This window comes from Chromatiales bacterium 21-64-14 (assembly GCA_002255365.1).
Classification (GTDB): Bacteria; Pseudomonadota; Gammaproteobacteria; order 21-64-14; family 21-64-14; genus 21-64-14.
On sequence record NCBI01000005.1, the window covers coordinates 38,128 to 59,506 of the forward strand.

A 21,379-nucleotide genomic window follows, 5' to 3' on the forward strand; every position below is an offset into this window, starting at 1 on the left:
TAAGCAGGATCTTGGGTGCCCCCTCAGTAGCGGTGTACGCTCCCGCGGCGGTTCATGGCCTCATCGTAGCGGGTCGTATCCGCGTTGCGCGGTTGCGGCGATGGGCTTCGTGCAACCCACTGGCCGATGGCCAAATAGTCCAGATGTCCGAGTTGAAATGCCCGGATCGCGTCATAGGGCGAGCATACAATAGGCTCCTCGTGCATATTGAAACTGGTGTTGATCAGACACGGGAGCCCAGTCAACTCGCGATACTTCGACAATATCCGGTGCAGGCTGGGGTTGTCCTGTTCGCTGACCAGCTGCGGCCGTGCCGTATTGTCGATGTGAACCACTCCGGGACAGTTCTTCGCCATCCATTCCGTGCAGTTGAAGGTGATGGTCATGAAGCGTGCTGCGTTCTCGGCGCCATCAAGACCCGTGAAGCACTGTTCCGCGTACTCGGCCATGACCACCGGCGCGAACGGCATGAATTCGGTCCGGTGCAGTGCCTCGTTCATCCAATAGTGTACCGAGGGGTCGGTGGCCGGATACAGGATGGTGCGGTTGCCTAGGGCGCGCGGACCATACTCCATGCGGCCATTGAATCGTGCGACCACCGCGTTGGCGGCGAGGAGCCGGGCAATCTCGCTCTCTACGTCCTCGTAGCGGGTGGCTTCCACACCGCATTTCTCGAGTTCCTGGCGGATCTCCGCGTCGCTGTACTCAGGCCCCAGATAGACGTGCGGCATGGTCGGAAACGTGGGCTCATAGCGCTTGCCGGAGCGCTGATAGTAGAGGCCGAGGGCCGCACCCACGGGCATGCCCTCGTCCGACATGCCGGGGTGGATGAACACCGAGTCCACCTCGGGCATCTCGTGGATGCGCTGATTGATCTTCACGTTCGCGCACACGCCGCCGGCGAGCGCCACGTTACGCCGTCCGGTCTGTTTGAGCCAATGACGCACGAGCCCCACCACCAGCTCTTCCGAGTAATCCTGAATGCTGGCCGCGAGATCCTTGTGGCTGAAATCCGCAGGGAGCCGGCGTTGAAGTTCGCGCAAGGCCGAGAGAAAGAAGACGTTGGCCACGTTCCTGAAGCGCCCGTCCTCCAGGGCCAGGATTTTGCGCAGGATGGGCACGTACTGCGGCTTGCCGTTCGCGGCGAGACCGGTGATCTTTCCTTCGTGGCGGCCTGCCTTGAATCCGCAGATCTGGGTGATGTAGGAGTAGAAGGTCCCTAATGAGTCGAAGCTTGGGATCGCACATAGCTCGGTGAACTTCCCATCGGCCACGTCGTAGACCTTGCCGCAGTTGCCGTCCCCGCCGCCGTCGATGGAAAACACCGCGGCATCGCGGTAGCCGCTGGTATAGTACGCCGAGGTGATATGGCAGTAGTGGTGGTCCAGGAAGTGGATAGGGCAGGTGAATCCGAATTCCTCCCGGAGGATACGCTGCAATTCCTTGCGCCGCCGGTTAAACGCCGGCTGCCGCATCGCGTAGTAGACCTTGTCGATGGTGGGGATACGGCGCCGCAGCTTGCTTACGTTGGAGGCCACCTCGAACAGGTATTGTTTGTACTTGCTGCGTTTGAGGCCGAACCAACCGTCCTTGAAGTCCACGTAGCCGTCGATCAAGTGCTGATTCCGCGTGGCTACCGCGACAGCATCTATGTCGCCGGGTGCCAGAGAGTGGCCGCGCATCAGGTTACGGATGGATTCGCGCGGAATGCCGAACACCATCTTTTCGCGGATCAGACGTTCGTCGGTAACGGCGGCGACCAATACGCCGTCCCGCACCAAGGCAGAGCCGCAACTAATGTGGTCCCCTATGCCTAAGATCTGCACCCCATCCCCTCCTTGACCGTGCCCGTACCGTACCCGTGCGGTCAGTTGTCCCGCTGGAACGACTCGCAGCAACCCATCCCGGTGACCGGCTCCCGTGCGGTGCTGCCGCCTGCCGTCGGCAAGGACAATATCGGCGCGACGTCCATTTTCTGTTCGCTCCGTCGGGACGTGCCCGCGGATGGTACCCTGTCGCTGCACGTCCCGACGGAGCTCACTCCTCAGGCTCGTAGCCCAGGTTCGGCGCCAGCCAGCGCTCGGCGGTGGCCGTGTCCATACCCTTGCGCCGCGCATAATCCTCAACCTGATCCCGGTTGATTCTGCCCACCCCGAAATAGCGGGCATCGGGATGGGAGAAGTACCAGCCGCTCACCGCGGCGGTGGGGATCATTGCAAAACTCTCGGTGATGGCGATCTGCGCGTTGCGCAGGGGGTCGATGAGCTCCCACAGCAGGGCCTTTTCCGTGTGGTCCGGGCAGGCGGGGTAGCCCGGAGCTGGACGGATCCCGCGGTAGCCTTCCTGGATCAACGCCTCGTTGTCCAGCTGCTCGTCGGGTGCATAGCCCCAGAACTCGCGGCGCACGCGTTCATGCAGGCGTTCGGCGAACGCCTCGGCCAATCGGTCTGCCAAGGCCTTGAGCAGGATCGCGCTGTAGTCATCGTGCTGGGCCTCGAACTCCGCCACTTTCGCGTCGATACCGGCGCCGGCGGTGACGGCAAAGGCGCCGAGGTAGTCCTTTAGGCCGGTGGACTTGGGGGCCACGAAATCCGCCAGGCACCGGTTCGGCCGGCCGGGCGGCTTCTCGCTCTGTTGGCGCAGATGATGGAGCGTGATCAGGACCTCGCGGCGTGACTCGTCAGCATAGAGTTCGATGTCGTCTTCGCCCACCTGGTTGGCGGGGAACAGCCCAATCACGCCCCGTGCCGCCAGCCACTTCTCCTTCACGATCCGCCCGAGCATGTCCTGTGCGTCGGCGAACAACTTGCGTGCCACCTCCCCTTTCTCCGGATCGTCCAGGATCTTCGGGTAGTTGCCGGCCATTTCCCAGGCGTGGAAGAACGGGGACCAATCGATCAGCCCCTGGAGTTCCTCCAGCGGGTAGTCGTCGAAGACACGTATGCCCAGGACCGCCGGGACCGGCGGCGTATAGCCTTCCCACTGGACCTTGGACCGGTTGGCGCGCGCCTGGTCCAGCGTGCGCCAGCGGGTCTGCGCCCGCTTTCCGCGGTGCTGTTCGCGCACCTGCTCGTATTCGGCGCGCAGCGCCGCCACGTATTCGGCGCGCCGCTCGCTACTGATCAGGTTCTGTGCGACGCCCACAGCGCGAGATGCGTCTTTCACGTAGATGGTGGGCTCACTGTAATGCGGCGCGATCTTGACCGCGGTGTGTACCCGCGAAGTAGTTGCGCCGCCGATCAGCAATGGGATCTTGAACTGCTGGCGCTCCATCTCCTTGGCCACGTGCGCCATTTCGTCCAGTGACGGTGTGATCAGTCCGGACAGGCCCACGATGTCCACCCCTTCGGCCTTGGCGGCCTCCAGGATCTTCGCGGCCGGTACCATTACACCCAAGTCGATGACCTCGAAGTTGTTGCACTGCAACACCACGCCCACGATGTTCTTGCCGATGTCGTGCACGTCCCCTTTTACGGTGGCCAGTACGATCTTGCCGTTGGGCCGCGAACCGGCATGTTTCCGCGCCTCGATGAATGGGATCAAATAGGCTACGGCCTTCTTCATAACCCGGGCGCTCTTCACGACCTGCGGCAGAAACATCTTGCCGGCGCCGAACAGGTCCCCCACCACGTTCATGCCGTCCATCAGGGGGCCCTCGATCACCTGGATGGGGTGGTCAAATTGATGGCGCGCCTCTTCCGCGTCCTCCTCGGCGTGGTCGGCGATGCCCTTGATCAGGGCGTGCTCCAGACGTTTGGCCACCGGCCAGGCACGCCACGCAAGATCCTCCTGCTTGGCCTCGCCGCCCCCGGCGCGGTAGCTCTCGGCGATCTCCAGCAGGCGCTCGGTCGCGTCGGGCCGGCGGTCCAAGATCACGTCCTCCACCCGCTCGCGCAGGTCAGGCGGGATCTCCTCGTAGACCGCGAGCTGCCCGGCGTTAACGATCCCCATGTCCATGCCGGCCTGCACGGCGTGATAGAGGAACACGGCGTGTATCGCTTCGCGCACCGCGTTGTTGCCCCGGAACGAGAACGAGACGTTGCTCACCCCGCCGGATATGAGGGCGTGGGGCAGGTCTTGTTTGATCTTTCGCGTGGCCTCGATGAAGTCCACCGCGTAGTGGTTGTGCTCCTCGATCCCGGTGGCCACCGCGAAGATGTTGGGATCGAAGATGATGTCCTCGGGCGGGAACCCGGCCTGTTCCGTTAGCAGCCGGTAGCAGCGCGCGCAGATCTGCACCTTGCGTTCCAGGGTGTCCGCCTGCCCGGTCTCGTCGAAGGCCATCACGACCACGGCCGCGCCGTAGCGGCGCACCAGCTTTGCTTGGTGTAGAAACCCCTCCTCACCCTCCTTGAGGCTGATGGAGTTCACCACGCCCTTGCCCTGGATGCATTTCAGGCCCGCCTCCAAGATCGACCACTTGGATGAGTCGATCATGATGGGCACTCGGCAGATGTCGGGCTCGGTGGCGATCAGGTTGAGGAAGGTCACCATGGCCTTTTCGCCGTCCAGCATGCCCTCGTCCATGTTGACGTCGATGATCTGGGCGCCGCTCTCCACCTGCTGGCGCGCCACCGCCAGGGCCGCCTCGTAGTCGCCCTCCAGGATGAGCTTCTTGAAGCGCGCGGAGCCGGTGATGTTGGTGCGCTCGCCCACGTTCACGAACAGGGAATCGGCGCCGATGTTGAGCGGTTCGAGACCGCTCAACCGGCACTTGCGCGGCAGCGCCGGGATACGACGCGGTGGATGGGCGGCCACCGCGTCGGCGATGGCGCGGATATGCGTCGGCGTGGTTCCGCAACAACCGCCCACGATGTTGAGAAATCCGCTGGCGGCCCACTCGCCGATCTCCCTCGCCATGGCCTCGGGGGTGTCGTCGTATTCCCCGAACTCGTTGGGCAGCCCTGCGTTGGGGTGGGCGCTGACGTAGGTGTCGGCGACCCCGGAGAGTTCCTCCACGTACTGACGCAGCTCCCGGGCGCCGAGGGCGCAGTTCAGGCCGATGGACAGCGGCCGTGCGTGGCGCACCGAGTTCCAGAACGCCTCGGTGACCTGGCCCGACAAGGTGCGGCCGCTGGCGTCGGTGATGGTGCCGGAGATCATGACCGGCCAGCGCGCGCCGCGCTCCTCGAACAGCGATTCAATCGCGAACAACGCCGCCTTGGCGTTCAGGGTATCGAATACTGTTTCCACCAGCAGTAGATCGGCGCCGCCGTCCAGGAGCCCGCGGGCCGCCTCCCCGTAGGCCGCCACCAGTTGGTCGAAGCTCACGTTGCGGAACCCCGGGTCGTTCACGTCCGGGGACAGGGACGCGGTGCGGTTGGTGGGGCCCAGTGCGCCCGCCACGAAGCGGGGGCGTTCGGCGGTGCCCACCGCGTCCGCGGCCTCCCGGGCGAGCCGCGCCGCGGCCACGTTCAACTCGTAGGCGAGCGATTCCAGGTGGTAGTCGGCCTGGGAAATAGCGTTGGCATTGAAGGTGTTAGTCTCCAGGAGGTCCGCGCCCGCCTCCAGATAGGCGGTATGGATATCCCGGATGATCCCGGGCTGCGTCAACACCAGCAGGTCGTTGTTGCCCTTCAGGTCCGAGGGGTGATCCGCGAAGCGTTCGCCGCGGTAATCGGCCTCCCCAAGCCGGTAGCTTTGGATCATGGTGCCCATGGCACCGTCCAGAATCAGGATCCGTTCTTGGAGCAGTTTGGCGAAGGTTTTCATAAGGAAAGGGCTAGACCGCGTCGCGTTCTTGGGGCCGGGCGCCTCCCTTTTGAGGGATGTCTTTGCCTGGGGCATTGGGGCGGCAGCGGGCGACGGGCTGGGGAGTACTGCCCAGCTCCGGTGCAACGACCGGTGCCCGTGAGGCGCGCACTATACCATGGATCCACGGCCATTTTACGGCCACGGTGCGGTGCCCCCCGCGGTCCGGGGACCGTCCATGGGCGCCACCTGCCGCGGACATTTTGCCATGCTATCATGGGCGCCCCGTTCGCGCGGGGCCCGGTTCCTCCACGCCAGCCGGCGTGGAGGGCATCACAACGGATGGCTCTGCATTGGAAACCGCACCGGACAGCGCGGCGTCCCGGGGGGCGCGGTCGGACGTCAACCGCCTGGAGGCGGAGGGGTTGGAGTGCGTGCGCAATGACCGCGTGCTATTCCGGGGGCTCGGCCTGACCCTGGCGCCGGGTCAGGTCGTGCAGGTGGAGGGTCCCAACGGTTGTGGCAAGACCAGCCTGCTGCGTATCCTGTGTGGGCTCAGGTTGGCGGACGCGGGAGAGGTCCGCTGGGGCGGAGCCCCGCTGTCCGCGGTCCGTCCCGAATACCATGAGGCATTGGCCTACGTGGGGCACCGTCATGGTGTCAAAGGGGAGTTGACTGCACGGGAAAACCTGAGCTTTAACCGTGCCTTGGGGGGTGGTGGCCCAGGCCGGGAGCCGCCTGACGCCCTGGAGCGGCTTGGGCTCACGGGATTCGAGGACGTGCCCTGCCGCACCCTGTCCGAGGGGCAACGGCGCCGGGTGGGGCTGGCACGCTTGCTGACGGCGCACCGGTGGCTGTGGATCCTCGATGAACCACTCACCGCCCTGGACCGAGCCGGCGTGGCGGTGGTGGAGACGCTGGTGCGGGACCACGCTCAAAACGGGGGCATGGTGGTACTGACGACCCACCAAGCGGTGAAGCTGGAGGGATGTGCCCTGACCCGGGTGCCCCTCGGTTCATGAGCGGCTCCGGACCCCTGGCCGGCTTCGTGGCCCTGGTGCGCCGGGACCTGCTCCTGTCCTTCCGGCGTCGGGCGGAGATGATCAACCCGCTGTTGTTTTTCATTATAGTGGTTACCCTCGTGCCCCTCGGCGTGGGGCCGGAAAAGGCCACGCTCCAGGCCATGGCGCCGGGGGTGATCTGGGTGGCGGCGCTACTGGCGGCGATGTTGTCCCTGGAGGGCATCTTCCGGTCGGATTTCGACGACGGGTCCTTGGAACAGGTGGTACTCAGCCCGCACCCGCTGCCCGTGCTGGTGCTGGCCAAGGTCCTGGCCCACTGGCTGGTGAGTGGCCTGCCCCTGGTGCTGTTGGGTCCGCTGCTGGGTGTGTCGCTGTTTCTGCCGGCCCGAGCCATGGGCAGCTTGGTGCTCAGCCTGCTGCTCGGCACTCCGGTGCTGAGCCTGGTCGGGGCCATTGGGGTGGCGTTGACCGTCGGGGTGCGACGCGGTGGGGTCCTGCTCTCGCTCCTGGTGTTGCCGCTCTACGTCCCGGTGCTGATCTTCGGGGCCAGCGCGGTGAGCAGCGCGGCCGCCGGGCTCCCGGTGGATGGCCCCCTTGCCCTGCTGGGGGCCTTGCTGGTCCTGGCCCTGACCCTGGCCCCGGCGGCGGCGGCGGCGGCGTTGCGGATCAGCTTTGGGTGAGAATGGATCGGGATTAACCTGGGTCAACGTAAACAATGCCCGGGGCGGGAATAATTCCCGGAATCGGTGGTCACAAACAGAGGCCGGGGCCGGAGCGGTGCCTGGAACAGACGTGAGAGCGGAGCACGGTAGCGTGGCGATCCGGGAGGCGACAGCCCTGCGACGGGCATGGACTTTTTTCCATCGGCTGGCGTCGCCGCGGTACTTCTACGCCCTCGCCGGGCGGATCATCCCGTGGCTCGGGTGGGCCACGGGGCTGTTAATGCTCGCCGGACTCTACGACGGGTTGTGGTTGGCGCCCCCCGACTATCAGCAGGGGGACAGCTACCGGATCATGTTCATCCACGTGCCCTCTGCCTGGATGTCGTTGTTCGTCTATTTGGTGATGGCGGGCGCCGGGGTCATCGGCTTGGTGTGGCGCATCAAGCTGGCGGAGGTGATGGCCAAGAGCTGTGCGCCTATCGGCGCCTCGTTCACGTTCCTGGCGCTGTGCACCGGATCCTTGTGGGGCAAGCCGACGTGGGGTACTTATTGGGTGTGGGACGCGCGGCTGACGTCGGAACTGATCCTGCTGTTTCTGTACCTGGGCTACATCGCCCTGGAGTCGGCCATCGAGGACCGGCGTACCGCAGCCCGCGCCGCGGCGATACTGGCCCTGGTGGGGGTAGTGAACATCCCGATCATCCACTACTCAGTGGTGTGGTGGCACACCCTGCATCAGGGACCTACGGTGTTCAAGATCGGCGGGCCCTCCATCAGTCTGGATATGCTCGTCCCCTTGTTAATCATGGTCCTGGCATTTAACCTGTTCTTCCTCACTACGGTGCTGATGCGTGCCCGCGCGGAAGTGCTGGAGCGCGAGGCAGACAGCGCCTGGGCCCAGGAAGCGGTGGATACGCGATGACTCTGCACAAATTCCTGTACATGGGCGGGTATGCCTTCTACGTCTGGACCTCCTACGCCATCGCGCTGGTGGTCCTGTCCGCCAACGTGCTCCAACCCCTCTACCATCAACGCCGGTTGCGCGAGCGCCTGGCACGCCGCCTCCGGCGGGGAGCCGGGCGATGACCCCGAAACGCCGCCGTCGGCTGATCTTCGTGGTGGTGCTGGTGACGGGCATCGGCACCTCCGTTGGGCTGGCGAGCTACGCCTTCCGCCAGAACCTGCTCTATTTCTACAGTCCAACCCAAGTGGCGAAGGGCGAGGCGCCCGTCCATCACATGTTCCGGGTCGGGGGCTTGGTGGAGAAGGGCAGCGTGCACCACGATGGTCTCACCGTGCACTTCGTCGTGACGGATACCGCGAAAACGGTGCCGGTGGTCTACACCGGTCTGCTGCCGGATCTGTTCCGTGTAGGGCAGGGGGTAGTGGCCCAAGGGCGCTTGAACCGCAACGGGGTGTTCATGGCCACCGAAGTGTTGGCCAAGCATGATTCCACTTATATGCCGCCCGAGGTGGCTCGTGCTCTGAAAAAGGCCCACCTCCGGGCCCTTGAAAAGGCCAAGGAAGCGGAGGTTGCGCAGAAATGATACCCGAGGTTGGGCATTTCGCTCTGGTGCTGGCCCTGTCGTTGGCGCTGGTGCAGGCGGTGGTTCCCCTGCTCGGCGCATGGCGCGGCGTGCCGGAGTGGATCGCGGTGGCGCGGCCCGCGGCCTGCGGGCAGGCGCTGTTCGTGGGGGTGGCGTTTCTGTGTCTGATCTACGCGTTCCTCACCAATGATTTTTCCGTTGCCTACGTGGCGGAGAACTCCAACACGGCCCTGCCATGGTTCTACCGGATCGCTGCGGTTTGGGGCGCCCATGAGGGCTCGCTGCTGTTGTGGTCCACGATCCTTGCGGTATGGACCCTGGCCGTAACCTTCCGGAGCCGCAGCCTGTCGCCGGACTTTGCCGCCCGGGTGCTCGGGGTCATGGGGGTGGTGAGCGTGGGTTTCCTGCTGTTCATGCTTACCACCTCGGATCCGTTTACCCGCTTGTTCCCGGCACCGCTCAACGGCCGCGATCTCAATCCGCTGCTCCAAGACCCGGGGCTGGTGATGCATCCGCCCATGCTCTATATGGGCTATGTGGGCTTCGTGGTGCCGTTCGCTTTTGCCATCGCGGCGCTCCTGGACGGGCGCTTGGACGCGGCCTGGGCACGTTGGACGCGGCCCTGGGCCACCTCCGCGTGGTTGTTCCTCACCGTCGGGATCACCCTGGGGAGCTGGTGGTCCTACTCGGTGCTGGGTTGGGGCGGCTGGTGGTTCTGGGATCCGGTGGAGAACGCGTCTTTCATGCCGTGGCTGATGGGCACGGCGCTGATCCATTCACTGGCGGTGACCGATAAGCGCGGCGCGTTCAAGACCTGGACCGTGCTGCTGGCGATCTTCGCCTTCTCCCTGAGCCTGCTGGGCACCTTCCTGGTGCGCTCCGGGGTGTTGGTATCGGTGCATGCCTTCGCCACCGATCCGCGCCGTGGCATCTTCATCCTGATCTTCCTGGCGATCGTGGTGGGGGCATCGCTGCTGCTCTACGCGTGGCGTGCCCCAAAGGTAAAGGGGGGCGGAAGCTTCCATCCCCTGTCGCGGGAGACCCTGTTGCTGGTGAACAACGTGCTGCTGGTAGCCGCAGCGTTCACCGTGTTGCTGGGTACCCTGTATCCGCTGTTTCTGGAAGGGATGGACGTGGGCAAGATCTCCGTGGGCCCCCCCTACTTCGATATCGTGTTCGTGCCCTTGACCCTGCCGCTGGTATTCCTGGCGGGGATCGGCGCCCTCACGCGCTGGAAACGCCAGGAATTCTGGCCCCTGATATGGCGGCTGTGGTTGCCCTTCGTGGCCAGTGTCGCGGTTGGTACCGCGTTCTCGATCTGGTACACCGGTGAAGTGCGCGCGCTAGTGATCCTGGCGGTGGTACTGGCGTTTTGGGTGATGTCGCTCTCGGTACGGGATGTCTGGGGCCGTATCCGCCACAACCGTGCTGCGGGTACCCCCTGGTACCGAGTTCACCGCCACTTCCTCGGCATGTCCATAGCCCATTTCGGCATCGGCGTATTCGTGCTCGGGGTAACTCTGACCAGCACCGGTAGCCTGGAGAAGGACGTGATAATGGCGCCGGGGAATACCGTGACCCTGGCCGGCTATACGTTCCAATTCGACGGCGTACGGCCGTTGAAGGGACCCAACTACACTGCGACCCAGGCCCGGGTGCCGGTGTTTCGGGACGGTCGGCAGGTGGCGCTGTTGCATCCGCAGAAGCGTGTCTACGTGGTACAGACCAGCCCCATGACCGAGGCCGGAATCCAGCCGGGTCTGTTCCGGGACCTCTACGTCTCGCTCGGTGAGCCGCAGGACAACGGGGCCTGGACCTTGCGGATCTACTATAAGCCCATGGTGCGCTGGATCTGGATCGGCAGCCTGCTTATGGCCCTGGGTGGCCTGGTGTCCGCCACCGACCGGCGCTACCGCCTGGCGGTGGCGCGCGCCGCGCAACCGGCTGCCGGCCCGGTGGCCCCGAGTGTGGGGGCGGTCTCTCCCGGGAAGGCCTGATGGTCCGATATCTGATTCCACTGGGCATCTTCGCGATGCTGGTGGTGGTGCTGGCGATCGGCCTGCAGCACGACCCGCGGCGCGTGCCTTCGCCCCTGATCGGGAAACCCGCGCCGCAATTTTCCCTGCCGGAACTCGCCGATCCGGCGCGCACCCTGAGCCGCAAGGATCTGCTGGGCAAGGTCACCCTGGTGAACGTATGGGCGTCCTGGTGCGTCTCGTGCCGCGACGAGGCGCGGGTGCTGGTGGCGCTGGCCAACAGCCACGTGGTGCCGATCTACGGGCTGAACTACAAGGACAATCGCGACGACGCCCAGCGCTGGTTGCAGACCTTCGGTGATCCCTACGTGGCGAACGCCTTCGATCACAAGGGCATGGTGGCCATCAACTGGGGTGTATACGGCGTCCCGGAGACCTTCGTGGTGGATGCCAAGGGCATCATTCGTTACAAGCAGATCGGACCCATCACCCAGGAGGCGTTGAAGCGAAAGATCCTGCCCCTGGTGCGCAAGCTCCAGGCGGAGGTTCCAGGATGAGCCGCTGGCGCGCGCTATTGGTGCTGTTGTTGCTGGCGCTGCCTATGGTGCTACCCATGGCGCATGCCACGGAGCCCACTTCCGGGTTTACCAACCCGAAGGAAGACGCCCATTACCATGCCTTGCTCAAGAACCTGCGCTGCCTGGTGTGCCAGGACGAATCGCTCCAGTCTTCACAGGCGGGCCTCGCCCAGGATCTGCGTCGCGAGGTTCGGGAACAGATGCGGGAGGGCAAAAGCGACAAGGAGATTATCCACTATTTGGTGGACCGCTACGGTGACTTCGTTTTGTTCCGTCCCCCGCTCATGGATACCACGTTCCTGCTCTGGTTCGGGCCATTCCTGGGGTTGCTGTCCGGGCTGCTGATCGCGTTCTTCCTGGTGCGCGCCCGCGCGCGCGCCGGCCAGAGCGCGTCACTGCAGCAGGCCCAACATGAACGTCTGGCGGAACTGCTGGGGCGCGACGAGGATCGCAACAAATGATACTGCTGTGGCTGGTCCTCGGGACCATGGTGCTGGTAGCTCTGGCGGTGGTGTTACCGCCCCTGATGGGCCGCGGTGCGGCCGCCGGACCGGCGCGCGCCAGTATATATCGGGCGCTGCATCGCAAGCGCTTGGCAGAACTGGAAGGGGACCTGGAGAGCGGGACCCTGAGCGCGGAGCAGTTCGAGCAGGCGCGCGCCGAGATCGAACGCGACACCCTGGAGAATCTGGAGGGCGCCGTCGTGGCGCCGGCCGTGGGCCCGCGCCGGCGTCATCGCTGGATGGTGGTGGTGGTGGCGCTGATCATCCCGGTGTTCACCGGTGGAATATACTGGCGGCTGGGCGGCTGGGCCCTGGTGTCTCCAGATGCCCGTGCGCGCATCGCGGCGGAGGCCGTGGCCCAGGGTGACACGGATCCCGCTGTCATTCAGGACATGGTCACTGGCTTGGCGGCGCGATTGAAGCGCAAGCCTGACGATCTTCAGGGCTGGATGATGCTGGGCCGTTCCTACCGGGTGTTGAACCGTTTCGATCAAGCCGCCGACGCTTATGGCAAGGCCTACGCGCTTTCCAACAAGAAGGACCCGGCGTTGCTGGCGGATTATGCCGAGGTCCTGGCCCTGGCCCATGGCAACCGCCTCGCAGGCAAGCCGGAGCAGCTTTTGACCCGTGCCCTGGCGCTGGATCCGCAGCAGCCCAAGGCCCTTTGGCTCACTGGCTGGGCGGCTTATCAGAGCGGCGACTACGCCCAGGCAGCGGCGCGCTGGAAACCGCTTGCGAAGCGTGCCCCAGCGGGCAGTGATGTGGCACGCATCCTGGAAAAACAGATCGCCCAGGCAGAGGCCCTGGCGGGCCGCGCCACCCGCGCGCCATCGGAGCGCGCGCCGGCGCGGACCCGGGAGACGGCCTCCATTGCGCGCAAGGCGCTCACGGTCCAAGTGCGCCTGGCGGCGGCGCTCGCTCACAAGGTTCGTCCCGGCGAGACCGTGTTCATCTATGCGCGCGCGTTGCAGGGCCCCCCGATGCCTCTGGCGGCGGTGCGCCGGCAGGTAAAGGATCTGCCCACCACGGTGGTCCTCGATGACACCCAGTCCATGCTGCCGGGGCGCACCCTGTCCCAACAGGCCGAGGTGGTCGTGGGGGCGCGCATCTCCCGGACCGGCAACGCGCTTGCGGCCCCCGGGGATCTGCAAGGGCTCAGTGCACCGGTGGCGCCCGGTCGCAAGGGAGTCGTCGAACTCACCATCGACCGCGTGATTCCTTGACGCCGCGCACTGCGTTTTCTTGACACTCGATACCCCCGCCGATAGAGTCTCCGCCACGCGCTTCAGGTGTCCCGAGGGTGTTCGCCCGAGGGATGAAACGGGAAGCCGGTGCGCAACGGAGCTCCACTCCGTCTGCTAATCCGGCGCTGCCCCCGCAACGGTAAGCGAGTCAAGGTTCGGCATCAAGCCACTGTGTTTCGACACGGGAAGGCGCCGGACCGGACGCAAGTCCCCTCGCGAGCCCGGAGACCGGCCTGCGGCGTTACGGTCAGTGCCGCGTGGGGCGGCACGGTATATTTCATGCCGTGCCCGTATTACGTCTATTCCCCTGCCGCACCCCATTCATCATCACCGCCTGCGCGGGTGCGCGTGGCGAGGGGGGATTTACATGAGAATAACAAGGTACCGCGCGGCCTGTGGGGCCGCGCTGTTGGTCGTCGTTGCCGGTTCCGCCCAGGGCGCCGATCTGTACTCCTCCCCCATCGTGGTGACCGCTACCCGCACCGCGGAGACCGCAGATCAGACCCTCGCCTCGGTCACCGTTATTACCCGCAGTGACATCGAGAGCAGCGGCGCCCAATCCCTACCCGAGCTCCTGCAACAGGTCAACGGCCTGGACGTCACCACCAACGGTCCGTTCGGCAAGGTGAGCTCCGTATTCCTGCGCGGTACCAGCTCGACCCAGACCCTGGTGCTGGTGGACGGCGTGCGCGTGGGCTCGGTCACCACCGGGACCGTTTCCTGGGAGTTTTTGCCGTTGTCGGAGATCCAGCGCATCGAGATCGTGCGCGGACCCCATTCCAGCCTCTACGGGCCGGACGCGGTGGGTGGTGTGATCCAGATCTTCACCCGCAAGGGCAAAGGGCCCGTGCGGCCCAGTGCCGATGTGACCTACGGCGGCCATGAGACTTACCACGCAGTCGGCGGCATCGCCGGTTCCGTGGGCCGGGGGTGGGTCAGCCTGCACGGCGGAGGGTTCGGTACCGAGGGGATCCGGGTGAGCAAACCCGGTAGCCTGGAGTTTGGAGTCCCTCTCAACGATCCAGGTAACGACGGCTATAACAACGACTCGTTCAGTGCCGGTGCCGGCTACGATTGGGCCAACGGGACCGCCCTGCAGGTCAATGCGCTGCGCGCGGTGGGTACTACCCAGTACGATTCCAATTATCAGAATGAGGACAATTTCCTGCAGGAGGTGTTGAGCGGACAGCTCAGCTTTCGGCCCCAAGCGTTTTGGAATGTCCACCTCAAGGCGGGGCGCAGCCTGGATAACCGGACCAGCTTCCGCTCCGACGGCACGCTGCCCAGGATCCGCTTCGACAGCGAGCGGGTCACCGCCAGCTGGCAGAACGATTTTTCCATTGGGCAGACCCAATTGTTGAGCGTGGGCCTGGATTACCTCGACGACTTGGTGTCGAGTACCACCACCTTCAACAAGACCTCGCGTTACGATGCCGGGGTGTTTACCCAGTACCAGACCCATCTGGGCCGCAACGATCTTCTGGCCGCGGTGCGCCTGGACCACAACGAGCAATTCGGCAACCACACCACCGGTAGCGTGGCGTGGGGCTACCGGTTGACGCATGCCCTGCGGGTAACCGCCTCCTATGGCACCGCGTTCCGCGCGCCCACCTTCGACGACTTGTATTTTCCGGCCTTTTTCGGCTTTCCTACCAGCAACCCGAATCTCCGCCCGGAAACGTCCCGCACTGTGGAGCTGGGCCTGCGGGGCAAGCATCCCTGGGGGCGTTGGGACATCAGCGCCTATCGGACGCGCATCCGCGACTTGATCTCCCTGGACGCCAATTACATCCCGCAGAACGTGGGCCGCGCCACCATCCGCGGCGTGGAGGCCAACCTCAACACCCGGATCCGCGGGTGGGATCTGGGCCTTGGGCTGAATTTCATGCGCCCCCACGATGACATCAATGGCACGATACTCGCGCGCCGCTCCGAGCGTTCCCTCAAGCTTGCTCTTGGCCACGCCTTCGGTCCGGCACGGGTGCACGTGGACTGGATCGCCGAGGGTCAGCGTTTCGACAACAACGCGAACACCGTGCGGCTGGGCGGCTATGGTTTAGTGAATGCCACTGTGCAGTATGCGCTGACCCCGAGCTGGACCCTGCACGCCAGTGTGGAGAACCTGTTCAACAAGGGCTATGAGACCGCGGCTGGGTTCAACACCTTGGGCCGCACCCTGTTCGTGGGGATACGCTATGCCCCGGGCGCGGGGGCATGAGCCGCGCCCTGCCCCGTTTTCTGGTGTTGTCCGCTGCCCTGCACTTGGCACTGCTGGCGGCGTGGCGGGTGCCGCCGCGGTTGTCGTTCGGTGCGCCGTCGGCCGGCGCGCCGTTGCAACTGCGCTTCGGTGTCGCCGCGGCACCGATGTCGGGGGCCGGCACCGTGTGGTCGCACGCCACGTCCCGCCCCGTCTCCGTGCCCGCCCGCCGCGTGGCACACCGGGCATCGCCGCGGACTCCGCCGCACCACGAACCGCCTCAGACCGCGCGCCGCCGCCCGTGGCATCCGGTGGCGGCGGCGGTGAGTCCGCACGCGGTAGCACGCGACCCAGTTGGGGGGGATACGGCAAGGGTGGTGGTGCACACCGTGATGTCTGGCGCGCAGCCCGGGGCCCACGCCGAGCGCACCCCGTCCAGCGCCGCCGGGAACGGCGCGTCGGTGGCACAATTTCTGCGCAGCGCGGTACTGCGGCTGTTGGCGGACCACTTTGAATATCCATGGATCGCCCGGCGCCAGGGCTGGGAGGGCGAGGTGCGCTTGGCGCTGCGGGTGGGCTCCGATGGGCGCGTCTCCGACTTGCGAGTGGTAGGCACCTCAGGCTATGCGATATTGGACCGCTCCGCGCTGGAGAGCGCACGCCATATCCACAGTGTGCCCGACGCCGCCCGTTGGCTGGATGGGCGGCATTTTGATATCGTTCTTCCGGTGGAATACCGCTTGGTGAACGGCTGAGTCCGCGGGAGCCGCACGATGGGACACCGTTTATCGAAGATCTACACCCGTACCGGGGACCAGGGCACGACCGGCCTCGGTGACGGCGGTCGGGTTGCCAAAGACGATCCGCGGGTCGAGGCCTACGGTACCGTGGACGAGCTCAACAGCACGCTAGGGTTGGTGCTGGCGCAGCCGCTACCCGCTGGGGTGCGCGAGTGCCTGCTGGAGGTACAGCACGACCTGTTCGATCTGGGCGGTGAACTGTGTATTCCCGGACATACCGCCATCCGCGCCGCCCAGGTCACGGTCTTGGAGCGGACACTGGACCGTTTCAACGCCGATCTTCCGCCGCTGAAGGAGTTCATACTGCCCGGCGGCGGTCCCGCCGGCGCCGCCTGCCATCTGGCGCGCACCGTATGCCGCCGTGCCGAGCGCCGCGTGGTGACCTTGGCACGCAACGCCGCCGTGGGCCCGGAGGTCGTGCGCTACCTGAACCGCCTGTCCGACCTGCTGTTTGTGATCGCCCGGGTCCTGGCGCGCCAGGGGGGTGGTCAGGAGACGCTATGGTGCCGTAGCCGGTCGCCCGGCTGAGGTTTGAGCGGCGTCCCTCAGCGTGCGCCGAGCCGGCGCGAGAATCCGGTCAGCAGCAGTCGTGCCAGCACGTTGATCAGCAGCACCAGGGCCGTGATCAGCAGCGCGGCCGCAAACGCCAGACGGTGGGCCGATGCGAAGGGTTCGTTGATGAAGGTCCAGATCACGTAGGTGAGGTAGCCCACCGGTTCATGGGTGAGGTTTCCGTTCCATAGATAGTTGGACCAGCCCGCGGTATACAACAACGGCGCGGTCTCCCCCATGCCGATTGCCAGGGCGAGCAGGATCCCCGTAAGGACCGCAGGCGCTCCGGCCGGCAATACCACGCGCAGGCTCACCCGCCAGTCTTGGGCGCCCAGGGCGTAGGCTGCCTCCCGCACGCCGAACGGCACTTGGCGCAGGGCCAGGTCCGTGGTGCGGGCGATATAGGGCACCATCATGATGGCCAAGGTGATGGCGCCCGCCGCGAGCGAGAAGTTCCAGCCAAACGCGATCACCATGGTGATATAACCGAAATAGCCGAGCACGATGGACGGCACCCCCACCAGCACGTCGGCCCAGAACCGCACCGCGTGTCCCCAGCGGCCGCGGCCGAACTCCGACAGATAGATGCCGGTCCCGATCCCCAGCGGCGCGGCGAGCAGCAACGCGCCGCCCGCCAGCAGCCCGGTCCCGGTGATCGCGTTGGCGAGCCCGCCGCCGATCCCGTTGGTGACTTGGGTGAACAAGTCCAGGGACAGGCTCGATGCGCCTTTGTGCATGACCAGGTAGAGCAGGTCCGCGATGGCAAGCGCGAGCAGGACAAAGGCGAGGACGCTGATGGTCCAGCCCAATACATTGAACACCCTGCGCCGGCGTATCCGTGCCAGGGCGTGGTGCGTGGCGTCGGCCGAGGATCGCGGCTTCATCGGCCTCCCGCGTAGCGCAGCAACACGCGGGCCAGCATGTTCACCCCTGCGGAGATCACCAGCAATATCAGCGCGATTTCGGCCAGTGCCCGCACCGCCATGGAGGTGGGGTCCTGCAGGGCACTGTCCAGTTGCGAGACGATGAAGGAGGACATGGTGGAGATCGGACTATAGGCGTTGTCCGGCAGGTAGTTGAGGGCATTGCCGCTCACCATCAGCACCGCCATGGTTTCTCCCAGCGCACGCCCCAGCGCAAGCATGCTGGAACCGATCAGTACCCGGCGCAGGCTTGGCAGCACCACCTTCCAGAATACCTCGATGGACGTCGCGCCGACGCTGAAGCCGGCCTCCCGCAGTGCGATGGGCGTTGCCACGATGGCGTCGCGCAGGGTCGCTGCAATCAGCGGCACGATCATGAGCGCCAGCACCAGGGCGGCGGTCAACAGCCCGTAGCCGCTGCCGGTGGGGCCGCCGAAGAAGGGGATGAATCCCAGGAACCGGGCCATCATCGGGTAGACGTGGCGGCTCAACAGGGGGATCAGCACCACGTAGCCCCACAGCCCGAACACCACGCTCGGCACCCCGGCGAGCAGCTCCACAAAGAAGGAGAGTGTTCCGCGCAGGCGCCGCGGCGCGCCCTCGGCGAGAAACAGCGCGGTCCCGATCCCGACCGGGAGCGCCAGAGCCATCGCCATCAGGGAGCTGAGCAGGGTGCCGACGATCAAGAACAGGATCCCGTAGTCGGCGTCCGGCAGCACTTGCTGTCCGCCCACCGATATCGGATCGGAGTACAGGCGTCCCAGGTTCCAGGTATCCTGATACAGGAAGTGCAGCCCGTTGAAGCGCACCGCCGGCCACGCGTATATGGTCAGGAACAGGAACAGCGCCAGCATGATCACCGGGATCGATGCAGCAATGGAAGCCGTCGCGCTGCGGAACCACCGGCGCAGCGCGTGACGCCAAAAGGAATGGCGCACCGCCGGCGGAAACCGCCGGCGGGCGCCATCGGTTACGGGCCCGAGCAGGGGCTCAGCGGATCTGGTCAATCTGTCGTCTGCTGAGTTTTGCCACACTCTTCGGGAGCGGCACGAAGTTCACTTCCTTCATGAAGTGAGCAGCGTTTCCGCCACGCGCCTCAATGGCCCAGCCGAGCAGTTCACGCACCGCGTGGCCCATTTCCGGGGTCGATTGTTTTTTGTCGACGATGGCATACTCGTAGTTGATGATCGGATACGATTCATCGCCTGGCGCGAAGATCAGGCTGATGCGCTGGTCCGCCGGGGTCTTGGGTACCATCTTGGCGGCGGCGGCCATTACCGTACGGGTGGTCGGCAGCACGAAGCGCCCGGCGCGGTTCTCCAAACGGGCCTCACCGAGTTCGGCCTTGTCCACCTCCTTCTTGTAGCTCACGCCCACGTAGGCGACCGAATAGGGTGTGGTCTGGAGCGCCTGTACCATGCCTGGGTTTCCGATTGCACCGATTCCATTGCGCACCGGAGGCCAGCTCACCGTCGTACCGTAGCCCAGCGCGCTGTTCCACGACGGCGTCGAATCGCTCAGGTACTGGGTGAAGATGAAGGTGTCGCCGCTGCCGTCACTGCGATGCACCGGAACGATGAGGTTGTGCGGCAGTTTCACCCCATGGTTGATGCGGACGATGGCCGCATCGTCCCAACGGGTGATCTTGCCGCTGTAGATCCCCGCAAGGACGGGGCCGCTCAGGCGCAGGTGGTCGCGGTTCAGGCCGGGCACATTATAGTTGACCATCTGCGAGGAAATCGCCAGGGGAATGCTCAGCATGCCGGGATGCTGGCGTACCAGGGCGTCGCTCAGGTAGGCGTCGGAGGCACCGATCTGTGCCACGCCGGAGACCGCCTGCGCGATACCGGTTCCGCTACCCGTGGATTGGGTGGTGATCCGCACGTTCGGGTGGGCGCGGGTGTAGGGCGGCACCCATAGATTGAACAGCGGGTAGAGCAGCGATGAACCGGTCTCCAATACGGTGACCGTCGAATTCGCCGACGCGCCCACGGGTAAACCGAACGCGGCGACGGCACCGGCCAACACGGCGCCTTTGAACAGGGACCGGGCGATCCGGGTGACAGTTTGGGGCGATCTTGGCATCATGGTCTCCTTGGTGACGTTTGCGGTGCCGGGTGACGCGGAGTGGCCCGCGGTTGCCCGGACGCGGCATGGATACTGGCCCGGATATGGGCAGCCGGTGCGAGGCACTATAGCGGTGGAATGTGACAGGATTCTTACGACGCACTGCTCTCCGCAGGCAATTATCTGTAGAGATAGATTTGTAGTGTTTAACGTTACAGTTTATCGATGCATTCGACGACATGAATCGGCGTTGGGCGCGCAATCCGGGGGCGGTACTACCGGGGAACGACCTTGACTGACCGTGCGGTGGACCGGGACGCGCTGCTGCTTGCGGTGGAACACCTGGACCGGCTGGAGCTCTACGGGGAGGCGGAGGTGCCTGCCGCGGTGATTGAGAACCGCCCGGGTCAGCAGCTCTCCCTGGCGATCTACTACAAGGTCGCTGTGGAGTTCGGCGGCATTGGTCCGGCGGCGGCGCGCCGTGCGCTCAACCTGTTCGGAGGTCATGTGGAGGATGCACGCGCGGCTCCCGGTCGCCATCCCCACATCGAACGCCTGTTCCGCATCCTGGAACACGGCGAGTATTTCGCGGCCAAGGCGATCCCGAAGACGTGAAGTCGCGGAGGCGTGCGTTGGGCATCTTGGATCCATGAAGCCACCGGCGGTCGTGATCGGCATCGGCGAGATGGGAGGTGTGTTCGCCCGCGGACTGTTGCGCACCGGCCATCCTGTGGTTCCGGTGCTCAGCGATTCCGACACCGACGCATTGGCCGCCCAGGTACCGACGCCCGCTGTGGTGCTGGTGGCGGTAGGCGAGACGCAGCTTGCGCCGGTGTTGAATTCGATTCCGCTGCAATGGCGCCAGCGCCTCGCGTTGCTGCAGAACGAACTACTGCCGCGTGATTGGGAAGGCCACGGCATCGATACCCCGACGGTGATCGCTGTATGGTTTGAAAAAAAAACCGGCCAGGACGTCTCGGTCATCCAATCCTCCCCGGTCCACGGTCCCGCCGCGGAGCTGACCCGCGATGCCCTGGGAACGCTGGGTATCCCGGCCCATGTACTGCACGATGCCCATGACCTGTGTTTCGAGCTGGTACGCAAGAACCTCTACATCCTCACCAGCAATATCGCGGGACTGGAGGCCGGTGGTGACGTGGGCACCCTGTGGGATAACTATCAGGAACTGGCCGCGGAGGTGGCCGCTGAAGTCCTGGCGATACAGGAGTGGCGGGTGGGCTGGCCGCTCCCACGGCAGGCGCTGCTGGCGGGTATGGTGGAAGCGTTCCACGCGGACCCACGCCACCGCTGTACCGGCCGCAGCGCACCTCTGCGTTTGGCACGCGCCCTCGCCCATGCCGACCAGGCAGGACTGGCGGTGCCCCGTCTGCGGTCACTCCATGCACAGTTCCCGGCGGATTAATTCGGTGTAGTTCCGCGACCAGTGTGCGGCGTTGCCTGCCTGCAGTAGGCAGCGGTACAAATCGTATTGCCGCGCTCTTCCTGCGTGACGGTGAAGGCCAGGTTGCCGCACGGTGTCTACGGGAGAGACCCATCTCCGGATTGCGGCAGGGGCAATGGGCACGCGGGCCGTTGCGGCGCGATGCTCGATCTGCG

General features: G+C 65.3%; 19 protein-coding genes and 1 riboswitch. Of the genes, 14 read left to right on the forward strand and 5 right to left on the reverse strand.

What is annotated here, in order from left to right:
• Positions 1-23: 23 nt before the first annotated feature.
• Positions 24-2,117 carry a hypothetical protein gene (locus B7Z66_04590; protein OYV77388.1) on the reverse strand — a complete coding sequence of 698 codons (2,094 nt, stop codon included), beginning with the start codon at positions 2,115-2,117 and terminating at the stop codon, positions 24-26.
• Positions 2,038-5,712 (reverse strand): methionine synthase, encoded by a 3,675-nt coding sequence (locus B7Z66_04595; protein ID OYV77389.1) that lies wholly within the window; start codon positions 5,710-5,712, stop codon positions 2,038-2,040. Before B7Z66_04595 ends, B7Z66_04590 begins: the two co-directional genes overlap by 80 nt.
• 56 nt (positions 5,713-5,768) lie before the next feature.
• Between B7Z66_04595 and B7Z66_04600 the strand changes: the two genes are divergently transcribed.
• From B7Z66_04600 to B7Z66_04655, 12 genes are all read left to right on the forward strand, one after another.
• A complete protein-coding gene (locus tag B7Z66_04600; GenBank protein ID OYV77390.1) occupies positions 5,769-6,713 on the forward strand; it encodes a heme ABC exporter ATP-binding protein CcmA in 945 nt (314 codons plus the stop codon).
• Positions 6,710-7,393, forward strand: a complete 684-nt coding sequence (locus B7Z66_04605; protein OYV77391.1) for a heme exporter protein CcmB — start codon at positions 6,710-6,712, stop codon at positions 7,391-7,393. Before B7Z66_04600 ends, B7Z66_04605 begins: the two co-directional genes overlap by 4 nt.
• 262 nt (positions 7,394-7,655) lie before the next feature.
• Positions 7,656-8,297 (forward strand): heme ABC transporter permease, encoded by a 642-nt coding sequence (locus B7Z66_04610; GenBank protein ID OYV77454.1) that lies wholly within the window; start codon positions 7,656-7,658, stop codon positions 8,295-8,297.
• On the forward strand, positions 8,294-8,461 hold the full coding sequence (locus tag B7Z66_04615) for a heme exporter protein CcmD (GenBank protein OYV77392.1): 168 nt from the start codon (positions 8,294-8,296) through the stop codon (positions 8,459-8,461). Before B7Z66_04610 ends, B7Z66_04615 begins: the two co-directional genes overlap by 4 nt.
• Positions 8,458-8,922, forward strand: coding sequence for a cytochrome c biogenesis protein CcmE (locus B7Z66_04620; GenBank protein OYV77393.1), 465 nt, complete (start codon positions 8,458-8,460; stop codon positions 8,920-8,922). Before B7Z66_04615 ends, B7Z66_04620 begins: the two co-directional genes overlap by 4 nt.
• Positions 8,919-10,919 carry a c-type cytochrome biogenesis protein CcmF gene (locus B7Z66_04625; GenBank protein ID OYV77394.1) on the forward strand — a complete coding sequence of 667 codons (2,001 nt, stop codon included), beginning with the start codon at positions 8,919-8,921 and terminating at the stop codon, positions 10,917-10,919. Before B7Z66_04620 ends, B7Z66_04625 begins: the two co-directional genes overlap by 4 nt.
• On the forward strand, positions 10,919-11,455 hold the full coding sequence (locus tag B7Z66_04630; protein OYV77395.1) for a thiol:disulfide interchange protein: 537 nt from the start codon (positions 10,919-10,921) through the stop codon (positions 11,453-11,455). The genes B7Z66_04625 and B7Z66_04630 overlap by 1 nt, the downstream gene beginning before the upstream one ends.
• Positions 11,452-11,937 carry a hypothetical protein gene (locus B7Z66_04635; GenBank protein OYV77396.1) on the forward strand — a complete coding sequence of 162 codons (486 nt, stop codon included), beginning with the start codon at positions 11,452-11,454 and terminating at the stop codon, positions 11,935-11,937. Before B7Z66_04630 ends, B7Z66_04635 begins: the two co-directional genes overlap by 4 nt.
• Positions 11,934-13,202, forward strand: coding sequence for a c-type cytochrome biogenesis protein CcmI (locus tag B7Z66_04640; GenBank protein OYV77397.1), 1,269 nt, complete (start codon positions 11,934-11,936; stop codon positions 13,200-13,202). Before B7Z66_04635 ends, B7Z66_04640 begins: the two co-directional genes overlap by 4 nt.
• A 47-nt stretch (positions 13,203-13,249) precedes the next feature.
• A riboswitch (cobalamin riboswitch) is annotated at positions 13,250-13,475 on the forward strand.
• 115 nt (positions 13,476-13,590) lie between these two features.
• A complete protein-coding gene (locus B7Z66_04645) occupies positions 13,591-15,441 on the forward strand; it encodes a hypothetical protein (GenBank protein OYV77398.1) in 1,851 nt (616 codons plus the stop codon).
• Positions 15,438-16,175, forward strand: coding sequence for a hypothetical protein (locus B7Z66_04650; GenBank protein OYV77399.1), 738 nt, complete (start codon positions 15,438-15,440; stop codon positions 16,173-16,175). Before B7Z66_04645 ends, B7Z66_04650 begins: the two co-directional genes overlap by 4 nt.
• 18 nt (positions 16,176-16,193) lie before the next feature.
• On the forward strand, positions 16,194-16,748 hold the full coding sequence (locus tag B7Z66_04655; protein ID OYV77400.1) for an ATP:cob(I)alamin adenosyltransferase: 555 nt from the start codon (positions 16,194-16,196) through the stop codon (positions 16,746-16,748).
• Between the two features lie 17 nt (positions 16,749-16,765).
• Here B7Z66_04655 and B7Z66_04660 read toward each other — a convergent pair whose 3' ends face one another.
• The 3 genes from B7Z66_04660 to B7Z66_04670 form a co-directional block, all read right to left on the reverse strand.
• Positions 16,766-17,656 (reverse strand): phosphate ABC transporter, permease protein PstA, encoded by an 891-nt coding sequence (locus B7Z66_04660; protein ID OYV77401.1) that lies wholly within the window; start codon positions 17,654-17,656, stop codon positions 16,766-16,768.
• Positions 17,653-18,549, reverse strand: a complete 897-nt coding sequence (locus B7Z66_04665) for a phosphate ABC transporter permease subunit PstC (protein OYV77455.1) — start codon at positions 18,547-18,549, stop codon at positions 17,653-17,655. The genes B7Z66_04660 and B7Z66_04665 overlap by 4 nt, the downstream gene beginning before the upstream one ends.
• A 136-nt stretch (positions 18,550-18,685) precedes the next feature.
• A complete protein-coding gene (locus tag B7Z66_04670; GenBank protein OYV77402.1) occupies positions 18,686-19,783 on the reverse strand; it encodes a phosphate ABC transporter substrate-binding protein PstS in 1,098 nt (365 codons plus the stop codon).
• 300 nt (positions 19,784-20,083) lie between these two features.
• On the opposite strand from B7Z66_04670, the gene B7Z66_04675 reads away from it, so the two are divergent.
• Entirely contained in the window at positions 20,084-20,377 is a 294-nt protein-coding gene (locus B7Z66_04675; protein OYV77456.1) for a hypothetical protein, read from the forward strand.
• Positions 20,378-20,411: 34 nt separating this feature from the next.
• A complete protein-coding gene (locus tag B7Z66_04680; protein OYV77403.1) occupies positions 20,412-21,185 on the forward strand; it encodes a hypothetical protein in 774 nt (257 codons plus the stop codon).
• Positions 21,186-21,379: the final 194 nt, after the last annotated feature.